Here is a 19566-nt window from a genome sequence, read left to right as displayed (position 1 = left end):
CGAAAAGCCCGGTCACGCCCCTATCACGCCCCTGGGAGATTGTTAGCTTACAAACAGAACCAGGGGAGAGTAACGATGGGAATGCATCTGACCGGTCCGAGCAGCGGCCAGGAGCCGTGCCTGTTGTTCGAGGATTGCGGTGTTCTCTCCGCCGAGCGGCTGGAGCGTGGCATTCCCTGTCTCGACTTTGCTTCTCCGAATTGCGCGACGAGCGGTATCGCTGCCCTGAAGGCCAAGCTCGCCGTCCGCAAGGCCATGGTGCGCGTGCATGATCGCCTGAAGGCAATTGAGGCCGAGCGCAACGGCCGAGGGCCCGATTGAACGACGGCCTCGACAAGGTCCGTCCCCGCAAACCGCTGCGTTACGGGATTGTGCCGGCGATCACGCTGCCGCCACGAAGTTCCGCGACACTCCGGCCGAATGCAGGGCCATGTCGGGTGTGGCCGTCTGGGGAGAGCTCACCATGCGTGCCATTCTATCCTTGTTGATCATCGTCTATCTGATCGGGGTGGGCGTCCAACTGGCCCCTGTGGTCCAAGGGCAGTGGAGCAGCGGCTCGGCCTCCGATTTTGCCAGCAGCATCGCCCGAGCGCTTCCCGATGCCCTGACCTGGCCAGCCAAGGTCTACCGCGGCCTGACCGACAAGGCCTGAGAACACCTCCGTCTCGCGACGGCCCTCGTCTTTCTCCCATCCGAGCCTTATGATCGAACCGGTTCAGTTGGTTTGCGCGCACGAGGCGTTTTGCGATTCGGCGGAATCATCTCGAATCGCGAAAAAGCGTTCGACCATCATGGGGGGAGCCTTGCAGGCGTCTTCGCAGCATGCCTGATCCCGCCAGCGGGGTTGTGGCCGGAACGATGAGGCGCACGCGGCTCTCGCAGAGCCTGCGCCTCCTGTCCGCACTCGCCGCCCTGCCGTTCCTCGCCCTTCTCGGCTTCTTGCTTGTCGCCATCGGCTTCGCACTCCTGCCCGCGCCTGGGCGAGCCCAGCAGGCCGACAGCGAGCCGCCCCTCTATCTGTGCGCCTCCCTCGCCCATACCGACATCGTGATGCCGAGCCGGGACGCGCTGGTCGATTGGGCGGGACTGTTTCCGGCCGTCACGCCCCCCGACCTGCCCAGCGAGGCCTATCTGGCCTTCGGTTGGGGCGACCTCGTCTTTTTCCAGGACACGCCGACTTGGGCCGACACCAGGATATCGACGGCCCTGGCGGCCCTTGCCGGCCGGCACGACACCGCCCTCAGGGTGGTCGCCCTCAATCCGCCGGTCGCCAATCCCGACTGCCTGCCGCTTGCGGTTGACAGGGAAGGCCGGCAGGCCCTGATCGCCCATATTCGCGCGAGCCTGCAGCCGGACACCGCCGGCAAGGCCCAGCAGCGCCCCGGCGGCACGGGGCTCGAAGCCTTCTATCTCGCCAGGGGGCGCTACGGACCGTTCAACACCTGCAACCAATGGGTGGCCGAGGCCCTCGCAGCCGCCGGCCTGCCCCATGCCCGCTTCGCGCCTTTCAGCTTCAGCGTCACCTGGCCCCTCGGGGAAGGCCGAACCAGCTAGAGCAAGCGGTACGACAATCTTGTTGCCGGAAGAACACACCCTCGGGCGCTTTTGCATCCGCCGCCGACAAGCTCGCCACGGGCGCACAATCCTGCCGCAATGGCTGCCTACGCCCCAGTCTCACCGAGACGCCGCCGCAGCTTCCGAGCTCCGGCAGGCGCGGACGAATAAAAACAGCACATACCTGGACTAAAATGATACTGGCACGAAGCATTATCCTTCTGGCCTTGCCGCTGATGCTTGCAAGCTGCGTCACGACGAGCGCGAAGATCGACACCTCTCTGGCAACCCCGGCCGTTGCCCCGCAGGCGGGCGCGAGCGCACAGCTCGCCGCCCTGCCCATCGTCAAGCCCGAGGAGGCCCGGAACGCCCCCGCCGCCACACCGGAAACGGCCGAGGCGCTCGACCCCCATTATGCCGCCCTCTATGCCGGCTCCAGGGATGGCGCCTACCCGATCAAGGCCGTGGATCTGGCCAGCGTGGCACCCCGTTTCTGGCGCCGCGAGGTTTCCTATCAATCATCGGAAAAGACCGGCACCATCGTCGTCGACCCCAACAAGCGTTTCCTCTATCTGATCCAGGGCAACGGCAAGGCGCTGCGCTACGGGGTCGGCGTCGGCAAGGTCGCGGAGTACAATTTCCAGGGCGAGGCGATCATCGCGCGCAAGGCCACCTGGCCGCGCTGGACCCCGACCCCCACCATGATCGCCCGCAATCCCAAGCAATATGGCCGCTATCGGTCCGGCATGGCCGGCGGCCCCAGCAACCCGCTGGGCGCCCGCGCGCTCTATCTCTATAGCGGCGGCCGCGACACGCTGTATCGCCTGCATGGGACCACCAACCCATCCGCCATCGGCACCAAGGTCTCGTCCGGCTGCATCCGGCTGACCAACCAGGACATCATCGATCTCTACAAGCGCGTTCCCGTCGGCACCAAGGTGATCGTGCTGCCGGTAGGTGCCAGCCGCTCGGCCTGACCGCTCGAAGAGCAGGATAATCTTCGCTCGGCCATGATGGCGCACCGCCTGGCCGGGCGATCAGCCAAGCGGCAATCCTCAAAACGAGGTTCGGCGCGACATACGAAATTCAAATCCTTCCTATTCCGTAAAGGAATTTGAATCTTCGCGAAACGTCATTCTGCCGGGCACTTGGCGGGCGGCAAGAACAGCCGGCCCCACGCCATTGAATTTTGCAACGGAGACGATTGGGTACTAAGGTATCCATAAATTTTCTGACACGAGGAATGAAATGGCCATCAATCTTCCCAGCCTCGTCTCCCAATTGATCACCCCCGATCTCATCGAGCGCGCCGCTGCAATCATCGGCATCGACCCGGCCCTGGCCGGAAAACTGGTCGGCGCCGCGATTCCCTCCGTGCTCGGGGCCTTCGCCAGCGAGGCCTCTTCTCCCGACGGGGCCAAGGGCATTTCCGATCTGATCTCCAGCCAGGATCCGGGCCTGTTCGACACGCTGTCTGCCGGCGTGACCAGCGGCGATGCCAATGCCTTGGCCAGCGGCGGCAACGTGCTGACCTCCCTGCTCGGCGCCGAAGGCGTCAACCAGCTGGCCAATGTCCTCGGCCAGGCCACCGGCGCCCCACCGCAGGCCGCCGCTTCCGTGCTCGGTCTTGTCGGCCCGGCCGTCGTCGGCGCCCTCGGCAACCAATCGCCGGAGAATTGGGCGGACGGCAATGCGGTGGCCACGCTCTTTGCGGGCGAGAAACAGGCGATCACGGCGGCACTCCCGGCCAGCCTCGCGGCGGGACTTGCCGATAGCGGCTTTCTGCAAGGCCTGGACACGGCGGTCAGCGGCGCCTTCCGGACCACGCCGCCGCAATCCACGCTGGGTTCGGCCGCACCGGGACCTCGGGCGGGCACGTCGACCCTCGGATCCGGCGAAACGGCAGCACCAGCCAGCCGCTCGACACTCGACACCAAACCGTCTCCCAGCCCTCAGGTCCAGCACCAGGCCGCTCCCCCGCCGCCACCGCAATCGAGCGGCAGCATGACCTGGCTCTATCTCATCATCGCCATCCTGGTCGTCGGCGCCCTCGCCTGGTACTTCCTCTACAAGCGCCCTCAGGCGAGCGCACCGGCCACCACCGGCCAGATCGAGATGCCCGCCGCATCACCCCCGCTCGCCTGAAGAGCGACGAAGCCGGGGCATATCTCGATAGAGAAGGCGACGAAGCCCGCGCTTCGCCGGTTGGCCTCGACACAAGAAAGGCGACGAAGCTTGCGCTTCGCCGGTTGGCCTCGACACAAGAAAGGCGACGAAGCTTGCGCTTCGCCGCCCTGGATCCGCTCCTGGCGGATGCACTTCTCGTGAGCTGCTCAGTGCAGGGAAACCGGCACCAGTTCCTGTTCCCAGGCATTGGCCACCGCGCCCTCGGCCGAGTCGGCGATCATGATCGGCGTGCCGTCGGCGGCATTGAGGGTGAACAGCTTCAAGCCGGGACGGATTTCGCCGAGCTGCGGATAGAGCCGCATGGCATCCTCCGACATGATCGGCTTGACATAGGCGACATGCCCGGCGCCCAGGGCGGCCAGCATCTCGGGAGTAGGCACAGCAGTCTTATCGTTCCGGATCATGGGACCCTCCTGAACGTTGAATACAATGGAAAAAAGCAAGCGGTTCGTCAGTCCCGCACCGCGATGTCGATGCGCTTGGCGACGCGCTCGGGCTCCGGGCGGATCAGATCGACGGAAAGCAGCCCGTTCTTCAAATCCGCACCCATCACCTCCATGCCATCGGCGAGGAGGAAAGTGCGCTGGAACTGGCGGGCTGCGATGCCGCGATGCAGGAAGACGCGGGATTTGTCGTCCACCTGGCGCCCGCGGATGACGAGCTGGTTTTCCTCGATCGAGACGTCAAGCTCCTCGCGGCTGAAGCCAGCGACGGCGAGGGTGATTCTCAACCGCTCGGGTGGTCGATCACAGGAACCGACCCGCTCGATATTATAGGGCGGATAGCCGTCATTGGCGGCTTTGGCGACCCTGTCCAGTGCTCGTTCGATCTCATCGAAACCGAGCAGGAAGGGCGAGTTCAAGGTTGGTACGCGCGACATTGCAAAGCCCTCGCAGGAAGCGACTTTGGAGTGGGACCCTGACGGCATCCCCGTTCCGGCAACTCCGGAACAATCTCAATATGGGCAAGCGCAAGGGGGTTTCAAGAGGGGCTCGGGAATGCAGTGAGGATTTCCGGGCCAAGCCCTCCGGGGCAAACGTGTTTTGGTGGAAACGCTCTTGCGCGCCGCTCCCGGGCGAGGCAGGAACGGCATATGATCCCTCCCGGCCTTCTCATTGCCGCGCCCCGCTCCGGCTCCGGCAAGACCACTCTGGTGCTCGGCCTGCTGCGCGCCCTCGCCCGCAGCGGCATTGCCGTACAGCCGATGAAATGCGGCCCCGACTATATCGATCCCGGCTTTCATGCCGCGGCCGCCGCGCGGGTGAGCTACAATCTCGACAGCTGGGCGATGCGCCCGGCCCTCCTCGACAGCCTGATCCACCAGGCCGGCAGCGATGCCGAGCTCTTCATCGGCGAGGCGCTGATGGGGCTGTTCGACGGCGTTGTCAGCGACGGTGCCAGCGGGGACGGCTCCTCGTCCGGCCTCGCGGCGCGGCAGGGCTGGCCAGTGCTGCTGATTCTCGACATTTCCGGCCAGTCCCAGTCTGCCGGTGCCGTCGCCAAGGGCTTTGCCAGTTTCCGCCCCGATGTGCGCATTGCCGGCGTGGTGCTCAACAAGGTCGCCAGCTCCCGGCACGAGGCTTTGGCACGCAAGGGCATCGAGGAGGCCGGCCTGCCCGTGGTCGGCGTCCTGCCCCGCAATGCCGACCTCGTGCTGCCTGAACGCCATCTCGGCCTGGTCCAGGCCGACGAGACCGCCGAACTCGACCAGCGGCTGGAAGCTTTGGCGGATTTCGTCGAGGCCCATTGCAGCATCGAGGCCATCCGGTCCCTCGCCGGGCCGACCAAACTGCCGACGGGGCTGGACCAGGCAGGTCTTCCGCCGGCCGATATCAAGGATGCGGGCTTACGCCCGCCCGGCCAGCGCATCGCGCTGGCCCGCGACGCCGCCTTCTCCTTCGTCTATCCGCATCTGATCGCCGGCTGGCGCCGCCAGGGCGCAGAGATCATCCCCTTCTCGCCGCTGGCCGATGAGGGGCCGGCGGAGGATGCCGATATCGCCTGGCTGCCGGGCGGCTATCCCGAACTCCACGGCGCGCGGCTCGCCACCGCCACCCGTTTCCAGCGAGCCCTGCGCCAGTTCGCGCAGACCCATCCCGTGCATGGCGAATGCGGGGGCTACATGGTGCTCGGCCAGGTCCTGACGGATGCGGAAGGCACGGCCCACCGCATGACCGGCCTGCTCGACCTCGAAACCAGCTTCGCCAAGCGCAAGATGAATCTGGGCTATCGCCTCGCCGAACTGAAGCAGGATTGCCCGCTCGGCCGGAAAGGCAGCTTCGTCCGCGGCCATGAGTTTCATTACTCGACCACCCTGCGCTCGGCCGATCCGCCCCTCTTCGAGGTCAGCGACGCCAACGGCACCTCGCTGGGTGCCCTCGGCAGCCATCGCGGCCGGGTCACCGGCTCGTTCTTCCACGTGATCGACAGGGCCTAACACTACAGGTGCAATTTGGCGGAGACGCCGGGCTTGCGTCATTGCGAGCGCAGCGAAGCAATCCGGGAGCCATGTGTTTTACCAGGACTGGATTGCTTCGCTGCGCTCGCAATGACGGAGGGCCTCAGCCCGCAAAGCCGCCCTCGTCGAGAAAACGGCGCTCTTCCGGCGTGCAGATGCGGCCAAGAATATCATTGCGATGGGGAAAGCGGCCGAAGCGGGCGATGATGTCGCGATGCTCCTCGGCATACTTCAGATAGTCGCCTTCCAGCGTCCGGCACAGAGCGAGGCAGCGCTCCTGGTCGGCAAGCTCCTCCGAATGCATGAAGGGCAGATAGAAGAAGATACGCAGCTCCGGCGCGATGCGGCGGTCATGACCATGAGCCAGAGCCGCGGCTGCAACCTGTCGTGCCTGGGGATCGCCGGCATACATCGCCGGCGTATCGCGAAAGGCATTGCGCGGAAACTGGTCGAGCAGCAGCACCAGCGCGAGCGCACCGGGCGCCCTCGCCTCCCAGTCCGCGAGTTCGCCACGCATGGCAGCCTGATGCAGGGTGAGGAAGCGCGTGCGAAAATCGCGATCGAACCCTTCATCCTTCTCGAACCAGCGTTCGGGACCCGCCGCGACCCAGAAATCGACGACGGCGCTCGCGGAAGGTGGAACCGAATCGACCATGACCATGTTCTCCTTGCGCTGACGAGACTAGAGGCGAAACTTGAACGAGGGAGGAATCTGCATAGCGCTGCGGAAACTACAATTCCACCATTGAACAATCGCCGAATGCTCGTCACATTAGCGTCGAGGAGACAGACCTTGTCCGCTGTGACGCCGACCATTCCTTCGAGTGAACTTGCCCAGCTGAACGAACGCTCGCGCGAGATATTCCGTCAGATCGTCGATTCCTATCTTGCGACCGGGGAGCCCGTCGGCTCCCGCAACATTTCGCGCCTGCTGCCCACCTCGCTGTCGCCCGCGTCGGTGCGCAACGTCATGCAGGACCTGGAGGTGCTCGGACTGATCCAGGCGCCGCATACCAGCGCCGGGCGGCTGCCGACCGAACTCGGCTTGCGCTTCTTCGTCGACGCCATGCTGGAATTCGGCGACCTCGCCGCGCAGGACCGCGCCCAGATCGACGCGCAGATCCGGGCAAGGACATCCTCGCGCTCCCTCGAGGACGTGCTGATCGAGGCCTCGGCCACCCTGTCCGGCCTGTCGCGCGGTGCCGGCGTGGTCGTCACCGGCAAGCGCGACCAGCGGCTGAAGCATATCGAATTCGTGCGCCTCGAACCCACCCAGGCCCTGGTCATCCTGGTCTCCGAGGAAGGCGCGGTGGAAAACCGGGTCATCACCGTGCCGGTCGGGCTGCCGACATCGGCGCTGGTGGAGGCCTCCAACTATCTCAACGCCCGCGCTCGCGGCAAGACGATCGAGGACCTCAAGCGCGAGATGAGCAGCGCCCTCGACGCCGGGCGCGCGGAACTCGACGATCTCACCACCAAGCTGATCAATACCGGCTTGGCAAGCTGGAGTGGCGGCCCTTCCGACATGCCGCAGCAGCTCATCGTGCGCGGCCAGGCCAATCTCCTGGAAGACCTGCATGCCGGCGAAGACCTGGAGCGCATCCGCCTGCTCTTTGCCGACATCGAGGCCAAGAAGGACCTGATCGACCTGCTCGGCCGTGCCGAGGGCGGCGACGGCGTGCGCATCTTCATCGGCTCGGAGAACAAGCTGTTCTCGCTCTCGGGCTCCTCGATGATCGCCGCGCCCTTCCGGGATGCCAACCAGAAGATCGTGGGCGTGCTCGGCGTGATCGGGCCGACTCGGCTGAACTATGCCCGCGTGGTGCCGATGGTCGACTATACCGCCAAGGTCATCGGGAAGCTGCTCAAGCCCTGACTCGGCAGACCAGGGGGCGGCCGGCAACATGCCCGTCCCGGCATGGTCAGCGCTTTTGAACGCCGGGATTTTCGCCTTCCCGCCGATCTTCGCGCGGCGTTATCGCAAAATGCGCGCGATAGGATCGCGAAAGACATGATGCGGAGGAATAGCCGCAGGCCATGGCGATCTCCATCACGCTCATGTCGGTCTGGCGCAAAAGCAGGCGGGCGCGCTGCAGCCTGAGCTGCAGATAGTAATTGGCCGGTGAATCCTTGAGCTCGGCCCGGAACAGGCGTTCGAGCTGCCGGGCGGAGACACCGGACAGGGCCGCAAGGGCCTTGGCGTCGAGCGGCGTCTCCAGATTGGCCTCCATCGCCGCCACCACGCGGATCAGCTTGCCATTGGCGATCCCCAGCCGCTTGGGCAGGCTCATGCGCTGGCGGTCGTGGCGCGGGCGCAGCCTGTCGTGGATGAACTGCTCGGACACGGCCACCGCCAGGGCCTGCCCATATTGGCGGGCGATCATGTCGAGCATCAGGTCGAGCGCCGCCGTGCCGCCGGCACAGGTGAAATGCTTGGCCGACACCTCGAACAGGGCCTCGCTGATCTCGATGTCCGGAAAGGCTTCGGCGAAGCCGGGCGCCGCCTCCCAATGCATGGTGACCTTGCCGCCGCTGAGCAGACCGGCTGCAGCGAGGATCCAAGCCCCGGTATCGAGTGCACCGATCTCGGTACCGCGGCGCGCGAGATGGCGCAGGCGCGCCAGCATCGCCTTGCTGGCATAGTGCTCCGGCTCGAAGCTGGAGCAGACGATCAAAGTAGGAATGTCGCCGCTGGAGGGCAGAGCGCCTCCCACTGGGATCGGCCAGCCATTGGAAGCCTTGACCGGCTCGCCGTCCATCGACCAGGCCCGCCAGTCGAAGACCTGCCGCCTGGCCATGCGGTTGGCGACGCGCAAAGGCTCGACGGCAGCCGAGAACGCCATCATCGAGAATTGCGGCACCAGCAGGAAATCGATCCGGATAGGCCCCGGCCCCGCATGCGGCTTGAACACGACTATTGGCTCCGGGCGGTCAAAGCATTTTCGAGAAAAGTCGATCGACTTTTCGATTAAGAAAATGCGTCAAAACAAAGGATTAGAGAAAATCTCGATCTCTTCGAATCGCAATTTTCTCTATGGCGCAATCAAGTCGCCACGATAGACAATATGGATCTTGTTGCCATCGGGATCGCGCAGATAGGCACCGTAATAGCCCTTGCCGTAATGCGGCCTTTCGCCTGGCTGCCCCTCGTCGGCGCCACCGGCCGCCATGCCACCGGCATAGGCGGCGTCGACCGCCTCGGGCGAAGCGGCCTGGAAGGCGACCATGCTGCCATTGCCGACCGTGGCGGGATGCCGGTTGAAGGGATTGTAGGCATAAAAGCGCGGTAACGGCCTGGTGGGGTCGACCCAGCAGCGGGCGTCCGGGCCGTCATCCGGCGTGACCGGGCGCTGACTTAGCCCGAGCGGTGCCAGCAGGGCATCGTAGAAGCGAGCAGCGCGCTTGAGGTCGCCGACGCCGACCGTGACATGGCTGAACATGGCCTTGCTCCTTGCTGGGTCCGGCCTGCCGATCAGCCACCGGGCCTGAACGCCTTGCTGAGAGCCGGATCCGTCTCCAGCCGCGGACCTTCGATCAGGTCGATGCAATAGGGGATGGCGGGGAAGACCGCCATCAGGCATTGCTCGATCGAGGCCGGCTTGCCCGGCAGGTTGACGATCAGGCTCCGGCCGCGAATGCCCGCCGTCTGGCGCGACAGGATGGCGGTCGGCACATATTTCAGGCTTTCCTGGCGCATCAGTTCGCCGAAGCCCGGCATCATCTTGGCACACACCGCCTCGGTGGCTTCCGGCGTAACGTCGCGCCGGGCCGGGCCCGTGCCGCCGGTGGTGCAGACGAGGCAACAACCCGCCTCGTCGGCGAGTTCGATCAGCGTCCGCTCGATCAGGTCCTGCTCGTCGGCGATGACCCGCACCACCGGCTCCCAGGGCGAGGTCAGCACACGTTGCATGAAGCCGGCGATGGCCGGGCCGCTCTTGTCTTCGTAGATCCCGGCGCTGGCGCGATCCGAGATGGTCAGAATTCCGATCCTGGCAGTCATTTCGATCATCCTAACGGCGCGACATCCACGGAGACGCGTAGGCTGTGCCCGGCCGAAGCGACGACGACGCCGTCCACCGGGGCGACATCGGCATAATCGCGCCCGACTGCGACGCGCACATGGTCCTCATTCGCGGGCACCGCATTGGTCGGATCGAGATCGACCCAGCCGAGCCCGGCGCCGCACCATACCGAAACCCAGGCATGGCTGGCATCCGCTCCCACCAGCCGTTCCTGGCCGGGCGGCGGATGGGTTCGCAGATAACCCGAAACATAGGCGGCGGGAATACCGATCGCACGCAGTCCCGCCAACATCCAATGCGCGAAGTCCTGGCAGACACCGTGGCGCGTGCGGGCCACCACGTCGAGCGGGGTCGAAATATCGGTGGCGTTGGGATCATAGACGAAATCGCGATGGATGCGCTTCATCATCTCGATCGCTCCATCGAGCACCGGGCGTCCCGGCTCGAAGGAGGCAAGCGCATAGTCGCGCGCCTCGGCGAGCAGCGGTACGAAACGGCTGGCGAACAGATAATGTGCCGGCGCCGAACCGCAGAGGTCGGGCACCAGCAGCGCGCTCTGGGTGACCTCGCCCCAGGATGGGGTCAGCAGGGCATGGGGCGTCTCGCGAGGCTGGACCTCGATGCGCACGCGCGACTCGAAGCGATGCCGGGTAGCCGTGCCGGCAAAGCGGACATGGGTGGTGCGGTTGCCGAAGAAGTCGACCGCCTCGGTCTGCTCCAGCGGCTTGGGGGCGATGGTGAGCTGGGCCGAGAACACCCGCTGATTGCCACCAGTCTCAGGCTGGAGGTGCAACGTGCAGCGAGCCGCCGCGACTTCGGTGCGGTAGAGATAGGTCGTGGTGTGGCGGATGAGATAGAGCACGGCGGAACTCATCGGAAAATGCAGGCAGAATTCATCTATGGGCGACGACGCCCCTCGCCCTTACCCTCTCCCCGTAAGAACGGGGCGAGGGGACTTCCAATGCGCTGCCATGCTCTGAGAGATACCATCTTGCCCAACCGTCGGGCGAGACGAACCACCTCCAATTTCAAACGCGACATCTGAGCCCCCTCGCCCCGTTCTTACGGGGAGAGGGTAAGGGTGAGGGGCGGCGTGGCCGATCCGAAAATTCATGTCAAATCGTCGCCAAAATGAGTTCGCACACACCATCGACACTCTCGTAAATATCAGCATTTTGCACACGCAAAATGCGATAACCTTGTGCTTTCAGATATCGCTCGCGCCCCTGATCACGCACTCTCTCTTCGTCCGTCGAATGCGTTGCTCCGTCGATCTCGATGATCAGCCGCGATTCGCGGCAGGCAAAATCCACAAAATAAGATCCCAGCGGCAATTGGCGAACGAATTTGTGTCCGGCGAGTCCGCGATTTCTCAGCTTCGCCCATAAGAGTCGTTCGGCCTTCGGCGCCTGCCGGCGCAGTCGTTGAGCATGGCCATGGATCGGTGGATCAGCACTACGCACGATAAGAATCCTTTGCGCTGCCCCTCACCCCTGCCCTCTCCCCGTAAGAACGGGGCGAGGGGGACACCCGGCGTAGCGCCCTATCCGTTAGCCTTTTGTCCGGGGTGATGTTTGCCCTACCATCACCCCAGCCCCTCGGCGATCTCGGCCATGGCTTCGTCCTGGTTGAAATAGCGGGCCGACAACTCCGACGACAAAGCGAGCAGCCGGTTTTCCAAACCAAGAATCAGGCGGTCGTCGACATCGGCGGCCTGCGTCGTCTCGATCTCCGCCCGCATCAGCCGAATGGCGCGGGTGAGCGCGTCCACTTCGCCGTCCCTAGACGTACGAGGCAGGGCCGCAAGATGCTCGGCAGCGTGAATGATCTGATAGGCGACCGAGCGGGGATTGCCGTCGTCGAGCAAGACGAGATCGAGCACCGGCAGGCGCAGCGTTCCCATCAGATAGCGGGCCCGATAGGTGATGCGGCTGTCCGTCACGCGCAGCAGGGCGTCGAGCATGTCGGCGCTGGAGCTCTCGTCGGCCAGGCGGCGGGCAAGGCGGCAGGTCTGGATGGAGCGTTCGATATGATGCCCGATGCGCAGGAAACGCCAGCCCGAGAGCTGGTTCATGTTCTCATGGGCAAGGCCTGACAGCGCCGCCAGCGTGTGCAGATAGCGATCCGCCCTGTCGGCCGACGGCAGGTTGCGATCGCCAACCACCATGGCGCCGAGATCGGCGATGGCCTGTGTCGCATCACGCGACAGCCTTTCGCGAATGGCGGAAGCGGTGCGCGCCGCCGCGCCGATCAAAGCGGGCATGCCGCCATATTCCTCACCGTCGAGCACATCGCGCAGGATGCCTTCGGCGATCGCAACCGGCTCGACCGGTGCCTTGGCGGCTCTGCGGGAGGCGGCAGGCTCCGCCTTCTCGCTCTTGGCAGCTCCCCAATTCTTGGCCGCTCCCCAGGCGACCAGCAGGTCGGTGAGGCGCTGCGTGGCGGCGACGACCTCCTCGTCGGCTTCCGCCGCGATCTCGCCCACGGCCCGCACGACGCGCAGGGTCGCCTCGGCGCGCTCGAGATAGCGCCCGAGCCAGAACAGATTGTCGGCCGCCCGGCTCGGCAGATGGCCGAGGCTGCGCTTGATTGCCACCTTGCCGGGCGCCGGCAACAGGCTGACATGATCGACAGGCCGTTCCGACGTCACCCAGGCATCGGCGGAACGCCCGCCAAACTGCATCGACAGGGCACGCGGGTCATTGCTGTCGCCGACACGGCAGAAGCCGCCGCGCATCACCTTCCAGCCCTCCGGCGTCGCGACGGCGTAGACCCGCAGCGTGAAGGGGTGCGGTTCCAGGCGCTTGCCGTTCCAGACCGGCATGGTCGAGAGCCTGACGACTTCCTGGGCCACCACCTCGAGGGGATGGGCCTTCACGACATCGCGCAGGCGTGCCTGGCCCTTTTTATCCAGGTCGGCCACGGCGCTCGCGCCGCCGCGCGTCAGGCCGGCGACCTCGCGCGTGAAAGCCGGCAGGACTGCCAACCGTTCGAAATCGCGCAGGACCTCCTCGCGTGCCCCGGCCTCGCCGCACCACCAGGTGGCGACATTCGGGAGGATGAGATCGCTGCCGGTGAGCCGGCGCGCCAGAGCCGGCATGAAAGCCAGCATGGCCGGCGCCTCGACCAGGCCGGCCCCCAGGCTGTTGGCCAGGGCAACCGAACCCTGCCGGACGGCCTGGACCAGGCCAGGCACGCCGAGCCGCGAACCGGCATTGAGTTCGAGCGGATCGGCAAAGTCGGCGTCGAGGCGCCGCACCAGGGCATCGATGCGTTTCAGTCCCTCGATGGTGCGGACATAGACCGTGCCGTCCTGCACGGTGAGATCGGCGCCCTCCACCAGCAGCAGACCGAGATAGCGGGCGAGATAGGCGTGTTCGAAATAGGTCTCGTTGGCGGGCCCCGGCGTCAGCAAGCCGATGCGCGATCCCTCCCGCCCGGCCTTGGCGGCGAGAGTGGAGCGCATGGCCTGGAAGAAGCCTGCCAGCCGCTCGACCTGCATGTCGCGGTAGAGAGCCGGCAATGCGGCCGAGATGGCGAGTCGGTTCTCCAGCGCGTACCCCATGCCGGAAGGAGCCTGGGCGCGGTCCTTGAGCACCCACCAGCGACCATCGGGTCCCCGCCCGAGATCGGCGGCATAGATGACCAGGTGCTCGCCGCCGAGCGGCGTGCTGCCGGCCACGGCACGCTGGAAATCGGGATTGCCGGCGATCACCGCAGCCGGCAGCGCACCATCCCGCACCAGCGTGGCCGGCCCGTAGAGGTCCGACAGCACGGTTTCGAGCAGCTGGGCCCGCTGCGCGATGCCCGCCTCGATGCCGCGCCATTCGGCATCGGGGATCACCAGCGGCACATGGGCGAGGGGCCAGGGCCGGTCGCGCCCGTCCGGCGTGTCGTAGACGCGGTAATAGACGCCGGAATTCTTGATCTGGCGATCGGCAACCGCAAAGCGCTGCGAGACGACGGCGGGCCGGTAGCGTGCCATTTCGTTGAGCACCGGCAGCCAGTGCGGACGCACCTCCCCCGCCGCGGTCATCAACTCGTCGGCAACACCGGGCAAGGGCCGATAGTCCGCGAGCAGGGAACGCAGACCGGGATTGCGGGACCGGGCGAGCATCAGGGCAGCCCAGCACAGTGAATGCGGCTCAGGAAGACCAGCCTGTCAGAACAAGATCCCTTCTCCCACAAGGGAAGAAGGGTGAATGCATCCAATCCGCCAAGAAAAACATCCGCTGTCTTTCTCCCCCTCATCGAGCCGCCCTGCGCAGGTCGAGGGTGAAGGGAAACTCCCCATTGCTTTCCTCGGACGGAACCGCCGGCCAGCCCGGCGTGTGGCCGATGGGCTGGAAGCGGGCGAGGCGCCGGGCCTGTGCCTCATAGGCGTTGACCGGGAAGGTCTCGTAATTGCGCCCGCCCGGATGGGCGACATGATAGGTGCAGCCACCGAGCGAGCGGTTCGACCAGGTGTCGATGACATCGAAGGTCAACGGTGCATGCACCGGGATGGTCGGGTGCAGGCCGGAGGCAGGCTGCCAGGCCTTGAAGCGTACGCCGGCAACGGCCTCCCCGGCCCGGCCGGTGGCGTTCATCGGCAGGCGCCGGCCATTGCAGGCGATGACATGGCGGGCCGGATTGAAGCCCTCGACCTTGACCTGCAGCCGCTCGGTTGAACTATCCACGTATCGCACCGTTCCCCCGGCAAAGCCCTCCTCGCCCAGCACATGCCAAGGCTCGAGGGCCTGGCGCACTTCCAGGCTCACCCCTTCATAATCGACCTTGCCGTAGAACGGGAAGCGGAATTCGAGCTGAGCCTGGTACCACACCGGATCGAAGGCATAGCCGGCGCGGGCGAGATCGGCGAGCACGTCCTGGAAATCGGCCCAGACGAAATGGGGCAGCATGAAGCGGTCATGCAGCTGGCTGCCCCAGCGCACGAAGGAGCCCTCCTGCGGCTCGCGCCAGAACCAGGCGATCAGGGCCCGCAGCAGAAGCTGCTGGGCCAGCGACATGCGATAGTCCGGCGGCATCTCGAAGGAGCGGAACTCGATCAGGCCGAGACGTCCCGTGGCCGAATCCGGCGAATAGAGCTTGTCGATACAGATCTCGGCACGATGGGTGTTGCCGGAGACGTCGACCAGGAGGTTGCGGAAGAGGCGATCGACCAGCCAGGGCGGCGGGTTGTCGGCGGGCCTGCCGATATGCGGCCCCCTGATTCGCTCCATGGCGATCTCGAGTTCGTAGAGGCTGTCATGCCGGGCCTCGTCGATGCGCGGCGCCTGGCTGGTCGGCCCGATGAACAATCCCGAGAATAGATAGGACAGCGAAGGATGGCGCTGCCAGTAGAGCACGATGCTCTTGAGCAGGTCCGGCCGCCGGAGGAAGGGGCTGTCGGCGGGCGTAACGCCGCCGAGCACGACATGGTTGCCGCCGCCGGTGCCGACATGGCGACCGTCGATCATGAACTTATCCGCGCCGAGCCGGCTGAGCCTGGCCTCCTCATAGATGGTGGAGGTGATCGCCACCGTCTCGGCCCAGGAGGCGCCAGGCTGGATATTGACCTCGATCACGCCGGGATCGGGCGTGACCTTGATCACCTGGATGCGTGGATCATAAGGCGGGGGGTAGCCTTCGATATGCACGGTCAGGCCGCTGGCCTCGGCCGTCTCCTCGACGGCGGCGAGCAATTCGAGATAATCCTGGACGCCGGCCACCGGCGGCATGAACACGCATAAAACGCCGTCGCGGATTTCGAAGGTCATCGCCGTGCGCACCACGCCGGTGCCGAACTCCTGGCCGACCTGCGTCTGCTGCTTGAGGCTGCCCTCCTTGTTGGCGTCGATGCGCCGGAACTGGCGCGACAGCTCCGATCGGTCCGGCAACTGGCCGCGCGGCACGATCGGATCGGCTGCATGCACATGCGGAAAGGCGGCGGGCGGGACGTGGGGCAGGCTCGACAGCGGCAGCCGGTAGCCGGCCGGCGAATCGCCAGGTACCAGGAACAGGTGCCCCCTGCGCATGCGCCAGAGTTCGCTGACCCAGCCATCGCGCCGCTCCGCGTTCCAGCGCTGCACGGGCAGGACATAGGCAGCCGGCTGGTCGAGCCCGCGATCGAAGACACGGGCGATGCGGGCGCGGTCCTCGGGATTGGCGAGCTTCGACTCCATCGGATCGACATTGTCGGGTAGCTGGCCCTCCTGCAGAATCCAGTGGGCAGCATCCTCATAGGCCGGCACGGCAAAGTCGGGCTCGATGCCCAGGCGCTCCGCCACGCCCCCGGCCAGGATGCGCATCGGCTCGGGATCGAAGACCTTGCGGATCGGATGCTTGCCGTTCGGCCCGCCCGCCGGCTTCGGTTCGCGGGCGATCAGCTCGGCGTTGCGCCAGATCGGCTGGCCGTCCTTGCGCCAGTAGAGCGCGAAGGCCCAGCGCGGCAGGGATTCGCCGGGATACCATTTGCCCTGGCCATAATGCAGGAACCCGCCGGGCGCGAAGGCCGTGCGCAGGCGGCGGATCAAACTGTCGGCAAGGCCGCGCTTGGTCGGGCCGACCGCACCGGTGTTCCACTCCTCGCCCTGATAGTCGTCGATGGAGACGAAAGTGGGCTCACCGCCCAGCGTCAGGCGCACGTCCTGGCTGACGAGATCGGCCTCGACCTCCTGGCCCAGCGCATCGAGCTCGCGCCAGCTCTCATCGGAGAAGGGGAAGGTCACGCGCGGGGATTCGGCGATGCGCCGCACTGGCATCTCGAAGGAGAATTCGGTCTTGACGGGCCCGGCCGCGCTCAGCGAGCCGCTGATCGGGGCCGCCGAGGCATAATGAGGCGTCGCCGCCAGCGGGATGTGACCTTCGCCGGTGAGCAGCCCGGAGGTGGCATCCATGCCGATCCAGCCCGCACCCGGCAGATAGACCTCGGCCCAGGCATGCAGGTCGGCGAAATCGGCATCGACGCCGCGCGGGCCGTCGAGCGCCTTGAGATCATGGGTGAGCTGGATCGAATAGCCGGAGACGAAACGCGCGGCGAGGCCGAGCCGGCGCAGGACCTGCACCAGCAGCCAGGCGCTGTCGCGGCAGGAGCCCGAACGCAACGCCAGCGTCTCCTCCGGGCTTTGCACGCCCGGCTCCATACGGATCGTATAGGCGACTTCGCTCTGCAGGCGCTGGTTGAGCCCGACGAGGAAATCGACGACCTGCTGGCCACCCATGTCGATCGAGGCCATGAAGGCAGCGAGCCCCTCTCCTGCCGGCTCGATCTCCAGATAGGGCGCGAGCTCATGCGCCAGCTCGGCCGGATAGGCGAAGGGCAGATGGGTGGCGTAGTCCTCCACGAAGAAATCGAAGGGATTGATCACCGAAAAATCGGCAACGAGGTCGACCTCGATCTGGAAACGGGTCGCCGGTTCCGGAAACACGAAGCGGGCGAGCCAATTGCCGTGCGGATCCTGCTGCCAGTTGATGAAATGTTGAGCAGGCTCGACCTTCAGCGCATAGCTGACGATACGCGTTCGGGAATGCGGAGCGGGCCGGAGCCGGATGATCTGGGGAGACAGGATCACCGGACGATCATAATCATAGGTCGTGCGGTGATAGAGGGCGGCAACGATCGACAAAAGAGAACCCCCCGACCATGGAACGTCCGCAGCGTATCGGTTTGCCCTCGAACTAGGCAAGCCTATTGAGAAGGCAAAAATAGGCAAGGGCTGCCCAATCCGAGTTCGTCGGGCATGATGCTCGGCGACGTTTTTTTAACACGGGCAGGGTAAGCAGGCCGAGCGATGCCCTTTTGGCAACGCCCTTTCGGTCGAGGAATACCATCATGAAGCGTCCGGCGTCCGGTTTCGCCGCTCTCTTGCTCTGCCTGTCCGCCTTCTGCGCAGGCGCCCTGCCCGCCCAGGCCACCACCTTGCCGGTCTACCAGTACAAGCTGTTCTGCCAGCAGCTCGGCAAGGGAAATCCCGTGATGATCCAGAACTGCGAGACGCAGGAAATCATGTCCTACAACCAGTTGCGCCGGATCTGGCGCGCGCCGCCCGCCGCCGAGGTGCAGGACCGCTGTTTTGCCCGCCACCAGCCTGCTCCGCGCACCGGCCTGGGCTCCTATGTGAAATTCCTCAACTGCATCATCACCAATACCGGGCACGGCTGAGCAAGGCGATATTTCCGGGTGCGCGGGCATCTTACCCGTTCTTGGAAGCGCAGCGTTTGTGGGTAGACAGCATGGGCAAGATGCCCGTGCACCCTGTGTAGTTAGACTGTGTCAGGATGGGTGCGGGCGAGAGACCGTGCGATCCTGGGTCGTTGAAGACCGTTTCCTGGCTTGGTCCTCGCCCGCGTTCGAGTACCCAACCTGAACAGTTGATCGAGGCCGCACCACCGGACCTCGTAGCACAGGGATAGGCGCGATGATCATACACCCTGGCTTCATCGGGATCGATGTCTCCAAGCACCATCTCGACATTTTCAATGCCATCACCCAGCATGTCGAACGCATCGACAACACGGCGCAGGCGATCATCTCAACCTTCGAGCTGCTGCAAGCCGATCCGATCAAGCTCATCGTCTTCGAGGCGACCGGGTCTTATGATGGGTCGCTACGCTCTGCTTTGACGAGCCTGCAATTGCCCTTTGTTCGCGTCAATCCAGCCCGAGCCCGCGACTTTGCCAAATCCATCGGCCTGCTGGCCAAGACCGACGCCATCGATGCGCGCATGCTCGCCGCCATGGCTCAGTGCCTCAACCTGCAAGCCGATCCGGCCGATGATCCTCATCGCCAACAACTGGCCTTGCTGCACAAACGCCGCGACCAGTTCGTCGCCACCCGCAAGCAGGAACTGACACGCCTGGCTCAAGCCGACATGGCCCAGATCCGAGACAGCCTCCTGGATCATCTTGCCTGGCTGGAGGCGGCCATTGCCAGCCTCGACCAGCACATCTCCCTCCTCATTGCTCGACATGACAGCCTCGAGCAAAGGCGCCGGCTGATGTGCTCAACACCAGGCATCGGCAGGGTCATTTCCACGACCCTGCTGGCTCTCTTGCCCGAACTCGGCCAACGCTCGTCCAAGACCATCGCCGCCTTGGCAGGCCTGGCTCCCTTCAATCGCGATAGCGGCCTTATGCGCGGCACACGCCAGATCAGAGGCGGAAGACGACGCGTGCGACAGGCCCTCTACATGGCCGCCGTTTCAGCCAGCCGGTCCAAATCCCTCTTCGCTGAGACTTACCGCGCATTGCGACAAGCCGGAAAGCCACCAAAACTGGCTCTCATCGCCTTGGCACGAAAGATCCTCGTCACTCTCAATGCCATCGTGCGAGATCAGACCCCCTTCAAGGCATGACACTCGCTCA

Annotated in this window: 19 protein-coding genes; 9 read left to right on the top strand and 10 right to left on the bottom strand. The window is 65.3% G+C overall.

From position 1 onward, the window contains the following. The first annotated feature begins 75 nt into the window (after window positions 1-75). The 5 genes from ACIGJE_RS06905 (at window position 76) to ACIGJE_RS06885 (ending at window position 3699) form a co-directional block, all read left to right on the top strand. Window positions 76-321 carry a hypothetical protein gene (locus ACIGJE_RS06905; RefSeq protein ID WP_394314187.1) on the top strand — a complete coding sequence of 82 codons (246 nt, stop codon included), beginning with the start codon at window positions 76-78 and terminating at the stop codon, window positions 319-321. 109 nt (window positions 322-430) lie between these two features. Further along, the gene (locus ACIGJE_RS06900) at window positions 431-652 is read left to right on the top strand and encodes a hypothetical protein (protein ID WP_311943670.1); all 222 of its coding nucleotides are present in this window, start codon (window positions 431-433) and stop codon (window positions 650-652) included. Window positions 653-822: 170 nt separating this feature from the next. Beyond that, window positions 823-1554, top strand: a complete 732-nt coding sequence (locus tag ACIGJE_RS06895; RefSeq protein ID WP_311943668.1) for a DUF2459 domain-containing protein — start codon at window positions 823-825, stop codon at window positions 1552-1554. Between the two features lie 194 nt (window positions 1555-1748). Further along, window positions 1749-2531 carry a L,D-transpeptidase gene (locus ACIGJE_RS06890; RefSeq protein ID WP_367625542.1) on the top strand — a complete coding sequence of 261 codons (783 nt, stop codon included), beginning with the start codon at window positions 1749-1751 and terminating at the stop codon, window positions 2529-2531. 271 nt (window positions 2532-2802) lie between these two features. Continuing rightward, window positions 2803-3699 (top strand): DUF937 domain-containing protein, encoded by an 897-nt coding sequence (locus ACIGJE_RS06885; protein WP_483679614.1) that lies wholly within the window; start codon window positions 2803-2805, stop codon window positions 3697-3699. Window positions 3700-3887: 188 nt separating this feature from the next. On the opposite strand, the gene ACIGJE_RS06880 is transcribed toward ACIGJE_RS06885, so the two are convergent. Continuing rightward, window positions 3888-4145, bottom strand: coding sequence for a BQ00720 family protein (locus ACIGJE_RS06880; RefSeq protein WP_311943662.1), 258 nt, complete (start codon window positions 4143-4145; stop codon window positions 3888-3890). A 47-nt stretch (window positions 4146-4192) separates the two neighbouring features. Further along, complete coding sequence (locus ACIGJE_RS06875) at window positions 4193-4621, bottom strand: Hsp20 family protein (RefSeq protein WP_068293755.1); 429 nt, start codon at window positions 4619-4621, stop codon at window positions 4193-4195. Between the two features lie 213 nt (window positions 4622-4834). On the opposite strand from ACIGJE_RS06875, the gene ACIGJE_RS06870 reads away from it, so the two are divergent. Further along, window positions 4835-6178: a cobyrinic acid a,c-diamide synthase CobB gene (locus tag ACIGJE_RS06870; protein WP_483679612.1), complete on the top strand. Its 1344-nt coding sequence runs from the start codon at window positions 4835-4837 to the stop codon at window positions 6176-6178. Window positions 6179-6302: 124 nt separating this feature from the next. On the opposite strand, the gene ACIGJE_RS06865 is transcribed toward ACIGJE_RS06870, so the two are convergent. Then, window positions 6303-6860 carry a DUF924 family protein gene (locus ACIGJE_RS06865; RefSeq protein WP_415083262.1) on the bottom strand — a complete coding sequence of 186 codons (558 nt, stop codon included), beginning with the start codon at window positions 6858-6860 and terminating at the stop codon, window positions 6303-6305. 141 nt (window positions 6861-7001) lie between these two features. Between ACIGJE_RS06865 and hrcA the strand changes: the two genes are divergently transcribed. Further along, on the top strand, window positions 7002-8075 hold the full coding sequence (hrcA, locus tag ACIGJE_RS06860; protein ID WP_394314208.1) for a heat-inducible transcriptional repressor HrcA: 1074 nt from the start codon (window positions 7002-7004) through the stop codon (window positions 8073-8075). Between the two features lie 46 nt (window positions 8076-8121). Here the strand turns inward: hrcA and ACIGJE_RS06855 are convergent, their stop codons facing one another. The 7 genes from ACIGJE_RS06855 to ACIGJE_RS06825 all read right to left on the bottom strand — a co-directional run bounded on the left by ACIGJE_RS06855 (window position 8122) and on the right by ACIGJE_RS06825 (window position 17828). Then, window positions 8122-9111: a GlxA family transcriptional regulator gene (locus tag ACIGJE_RS06855; protein WP_415083260.1), complete on the bottom strand. Its 990-nt coding sequence runs from the start codon at window positions 9109-9111 to the stop codon at window positions 8122-8124. A 120-nt stretch (window positions 9112-9231) separates the two neighbouring features. Further along, window positions 9232-9639 carry a VOC family protein gene (locus ACIGJE_RS06850; RefSeq protein WP_415083258.1) on the bottom strand — a complete coding sequence of 136 codons (408 nt, stop codon included), beginning with the start codon at window positions 9637-9639 and terminating at the stop codon, window positions 9232-9234. A 32-nt stretch (window positions 9640-9671) separates the two neighbouring features. Continuing rightward, a complete protein-coding gene (mog, locus tag ACIGJE_RS06845) occupies window positions 9672-10199 on the bottom strand; it encodes a molybdopterin adenylyltransferase (RefSeq protein ID WP_483679609.1) in 528 nt (175 codons plus the stop codon). 5 nt (window positions 10200-10204) lie between these two features. Then, window positions 10205-11095, bottom strand: a complete 891-nt coding sequence (locus ACIGJE_RS06840; RefSeq protein WP_311943649.1) for a transglutaminase family protein — start codon at window positions 11093-11095, stop codon at window positions 10205-10207. 241 nt (window positions 11096-11336) lie between these two features. Then, on the bottom strand, window positions 11337-11684 hold the full coding sequence (locus ACIGJE_RS06835) for an endonuclease domain-containing protein (protein WP_415083255.1): 348 nt from the start codon (window positions 11682-11684) through the stop codon (window positions 11337-11339). 122 nt (window positions 11685-11806) lie between these two features. Beyond that, the gene (locus tag ACIGJE_RS06830) at window positions 11807-14338 is read right to left on the bottom strand and encodes a circularly permuted type 2 ATP-grasp protein (protein WP_415083253.1); all 2532 of its coding nucleotides are present in this window, start codon (window positions 14336-14338) and stop codon (window positions 11807-11809) included. Window positions 14339-14468: 130 nt separating this feature from the next. Then, a complete protein-coding gene (locus tag ACIGJE_RS06825) occupies window positions 14469-17828 on the bottom strand; it encodes a transglutaminase family protein (protein WP_483679606.1) in 3360 nt (1119 codons plus the stop codon). Between the two features lie 206 nt (window positions 17829-18034). Between ACIGJE_RS06825 and ACIGJE_RS06820 the strand changes: the two genes are divergently transcribed. Together ACIGJE_RS06820 and ACIGJE_RS06815 are read left to right on the top strand one after the other, a co-directional pair. Beyond that, a complete protein-coding gene (locus ACIGJE_RS06820) occupies window positions 18035-18364 on the top strand; it encodes a hypothetical protein (RefSeq protein ID WP_068293780.1) in 330 nt (109 codons plus the stop codon). A 256-nt stretch (window positions 18365-18620) separates the two neighbouring features. Further along, a complete protein-coding gene (locus ACIGJE_RS06815) occupies window positions 18621-19556 on the top strand; it encodes an IS110 family RNA-guided transposase (RefSeq protein ID WP_483679583.1) in 936 nt (311 codons plus the stop codon). The last annotated feature ends 10 nt before the right edge of the window (window positions 19557-19566 follow it).

The organism is Labrys sp. E2SS-1L, assembly GCF_057073705.1.
Note: the sequence above shows the minus strand (reverse complement) of the source record. Positions and strands in the feature narration are given on the sequence as shown.

Bases quoted from the DNA above. Each gene is read 5' to 3' on its own strand.
- ACIGJE_RS06905 (WP_394314187.1), top strand. From the start codon at position 76: ATGGGAATGCATCTGACCGGTCCGAGCAGCGGCCAGGAGCCGTGCCTG.
- ACIGJE_RS06900 (WP_311943670.1), top strand. From the start codon at position 431: ATGTCGGGTGTGGCCGTCTGGGGAGAGCTCACCATGCGTGCCATTCTA.
- ACIGJE_RS06895 (WP_311943668.1), top strand. From the start codon at position 823: ATGCCTGATCCCGCCAGCGGGGTTGTGGCCGGAACGATGAGGCGCACG.
- ACIGJE_RS06890 (WP_367625542.1), top strand. From the start codon at position 1,749: ATGATACTGGCACGAAGCATTATCCTTCTGGCCTTGCCGCTGATGCTT.
- ACIGJE_RS06885 (WP_483679614.1), top strand. From the start codon at position 2,803: ATGGCCATCAATCTTCCCAGCCTCGTCTCCCAATTGATCACCCCCGAT.
- ACIGJE_RS06880 (WP_311943662.1), bottom strand. From the start codon at position 4,145: ATGATCCGGAACGATAAGACTGCTGTGCCTACTCCCGAGATGCTGGCC.
- ACIGJE_RS06875 (WP_068293755.1), bottom strand. From the start codon at position 4,621: ATGTCGCGCGTACCAACCTTGAACTCGCCCTTCCTGCTCGGTTTCGAT.
- ACIGJE_RS06870 (WP_483679612.1), top strand. From the start codon at position 4,835: ATGATCCCTCCCGGCCTTCTCATTGCCGCGCCCCGCTCCGGCTCCGGC.
- ACIGJE_RS06865 (WP_415083262.1), bottom strand. From the start codon at position 6,860: ATGGTCATGGTCGATTCGGTTCCACCTTCCGCGAGCGCCGTCGTCGAT.
- ACIGJE_RS06850 (WP_415083258.1), bottom strand. From the start codon at position 9,639: ATGTTCAGCCATGTCACGGTCGGCGTCGGCGACCTCAAGCGCGCTGCT.
- mog (WP_483679609.1), bottom strand. From the start codon at position 10,199: ATGACTGCCAGGATCGGAATTCTGACCATCTCGGATCGCGCCAGCGCC.
- ACIGJE_RS06840 (WP_311943649.1), bottom strand. From the start codon at position 11,095: ATGAGTTCCGCCGTGCTCTATCTCATCCGCCACACCACGACCTATCTC.
- ACIGJE_RS06830 (WP_415083253.1), bottom strand. From the start codon at position 14,338: ATGCTCGCCCGGTCCCGCAATCCCGGTCTGCGTTCCCTGCTCGCGGAC.
- ACIGJE_RS06820 (WP_068293780.1), top strand. From the start codon at position 18,035: ATGAAGCGTCCGGCGTCCGGTTTCGCCGCTCTCTTGCTCTGCCTGTCC.
- ACIGJE_RS06815 (WP_483679583.1), top strand. From the start codon at position 18,621: ATGATCATACACCCTGGCTTCATCGGGATCGATGTCTCCAAGCACCAT.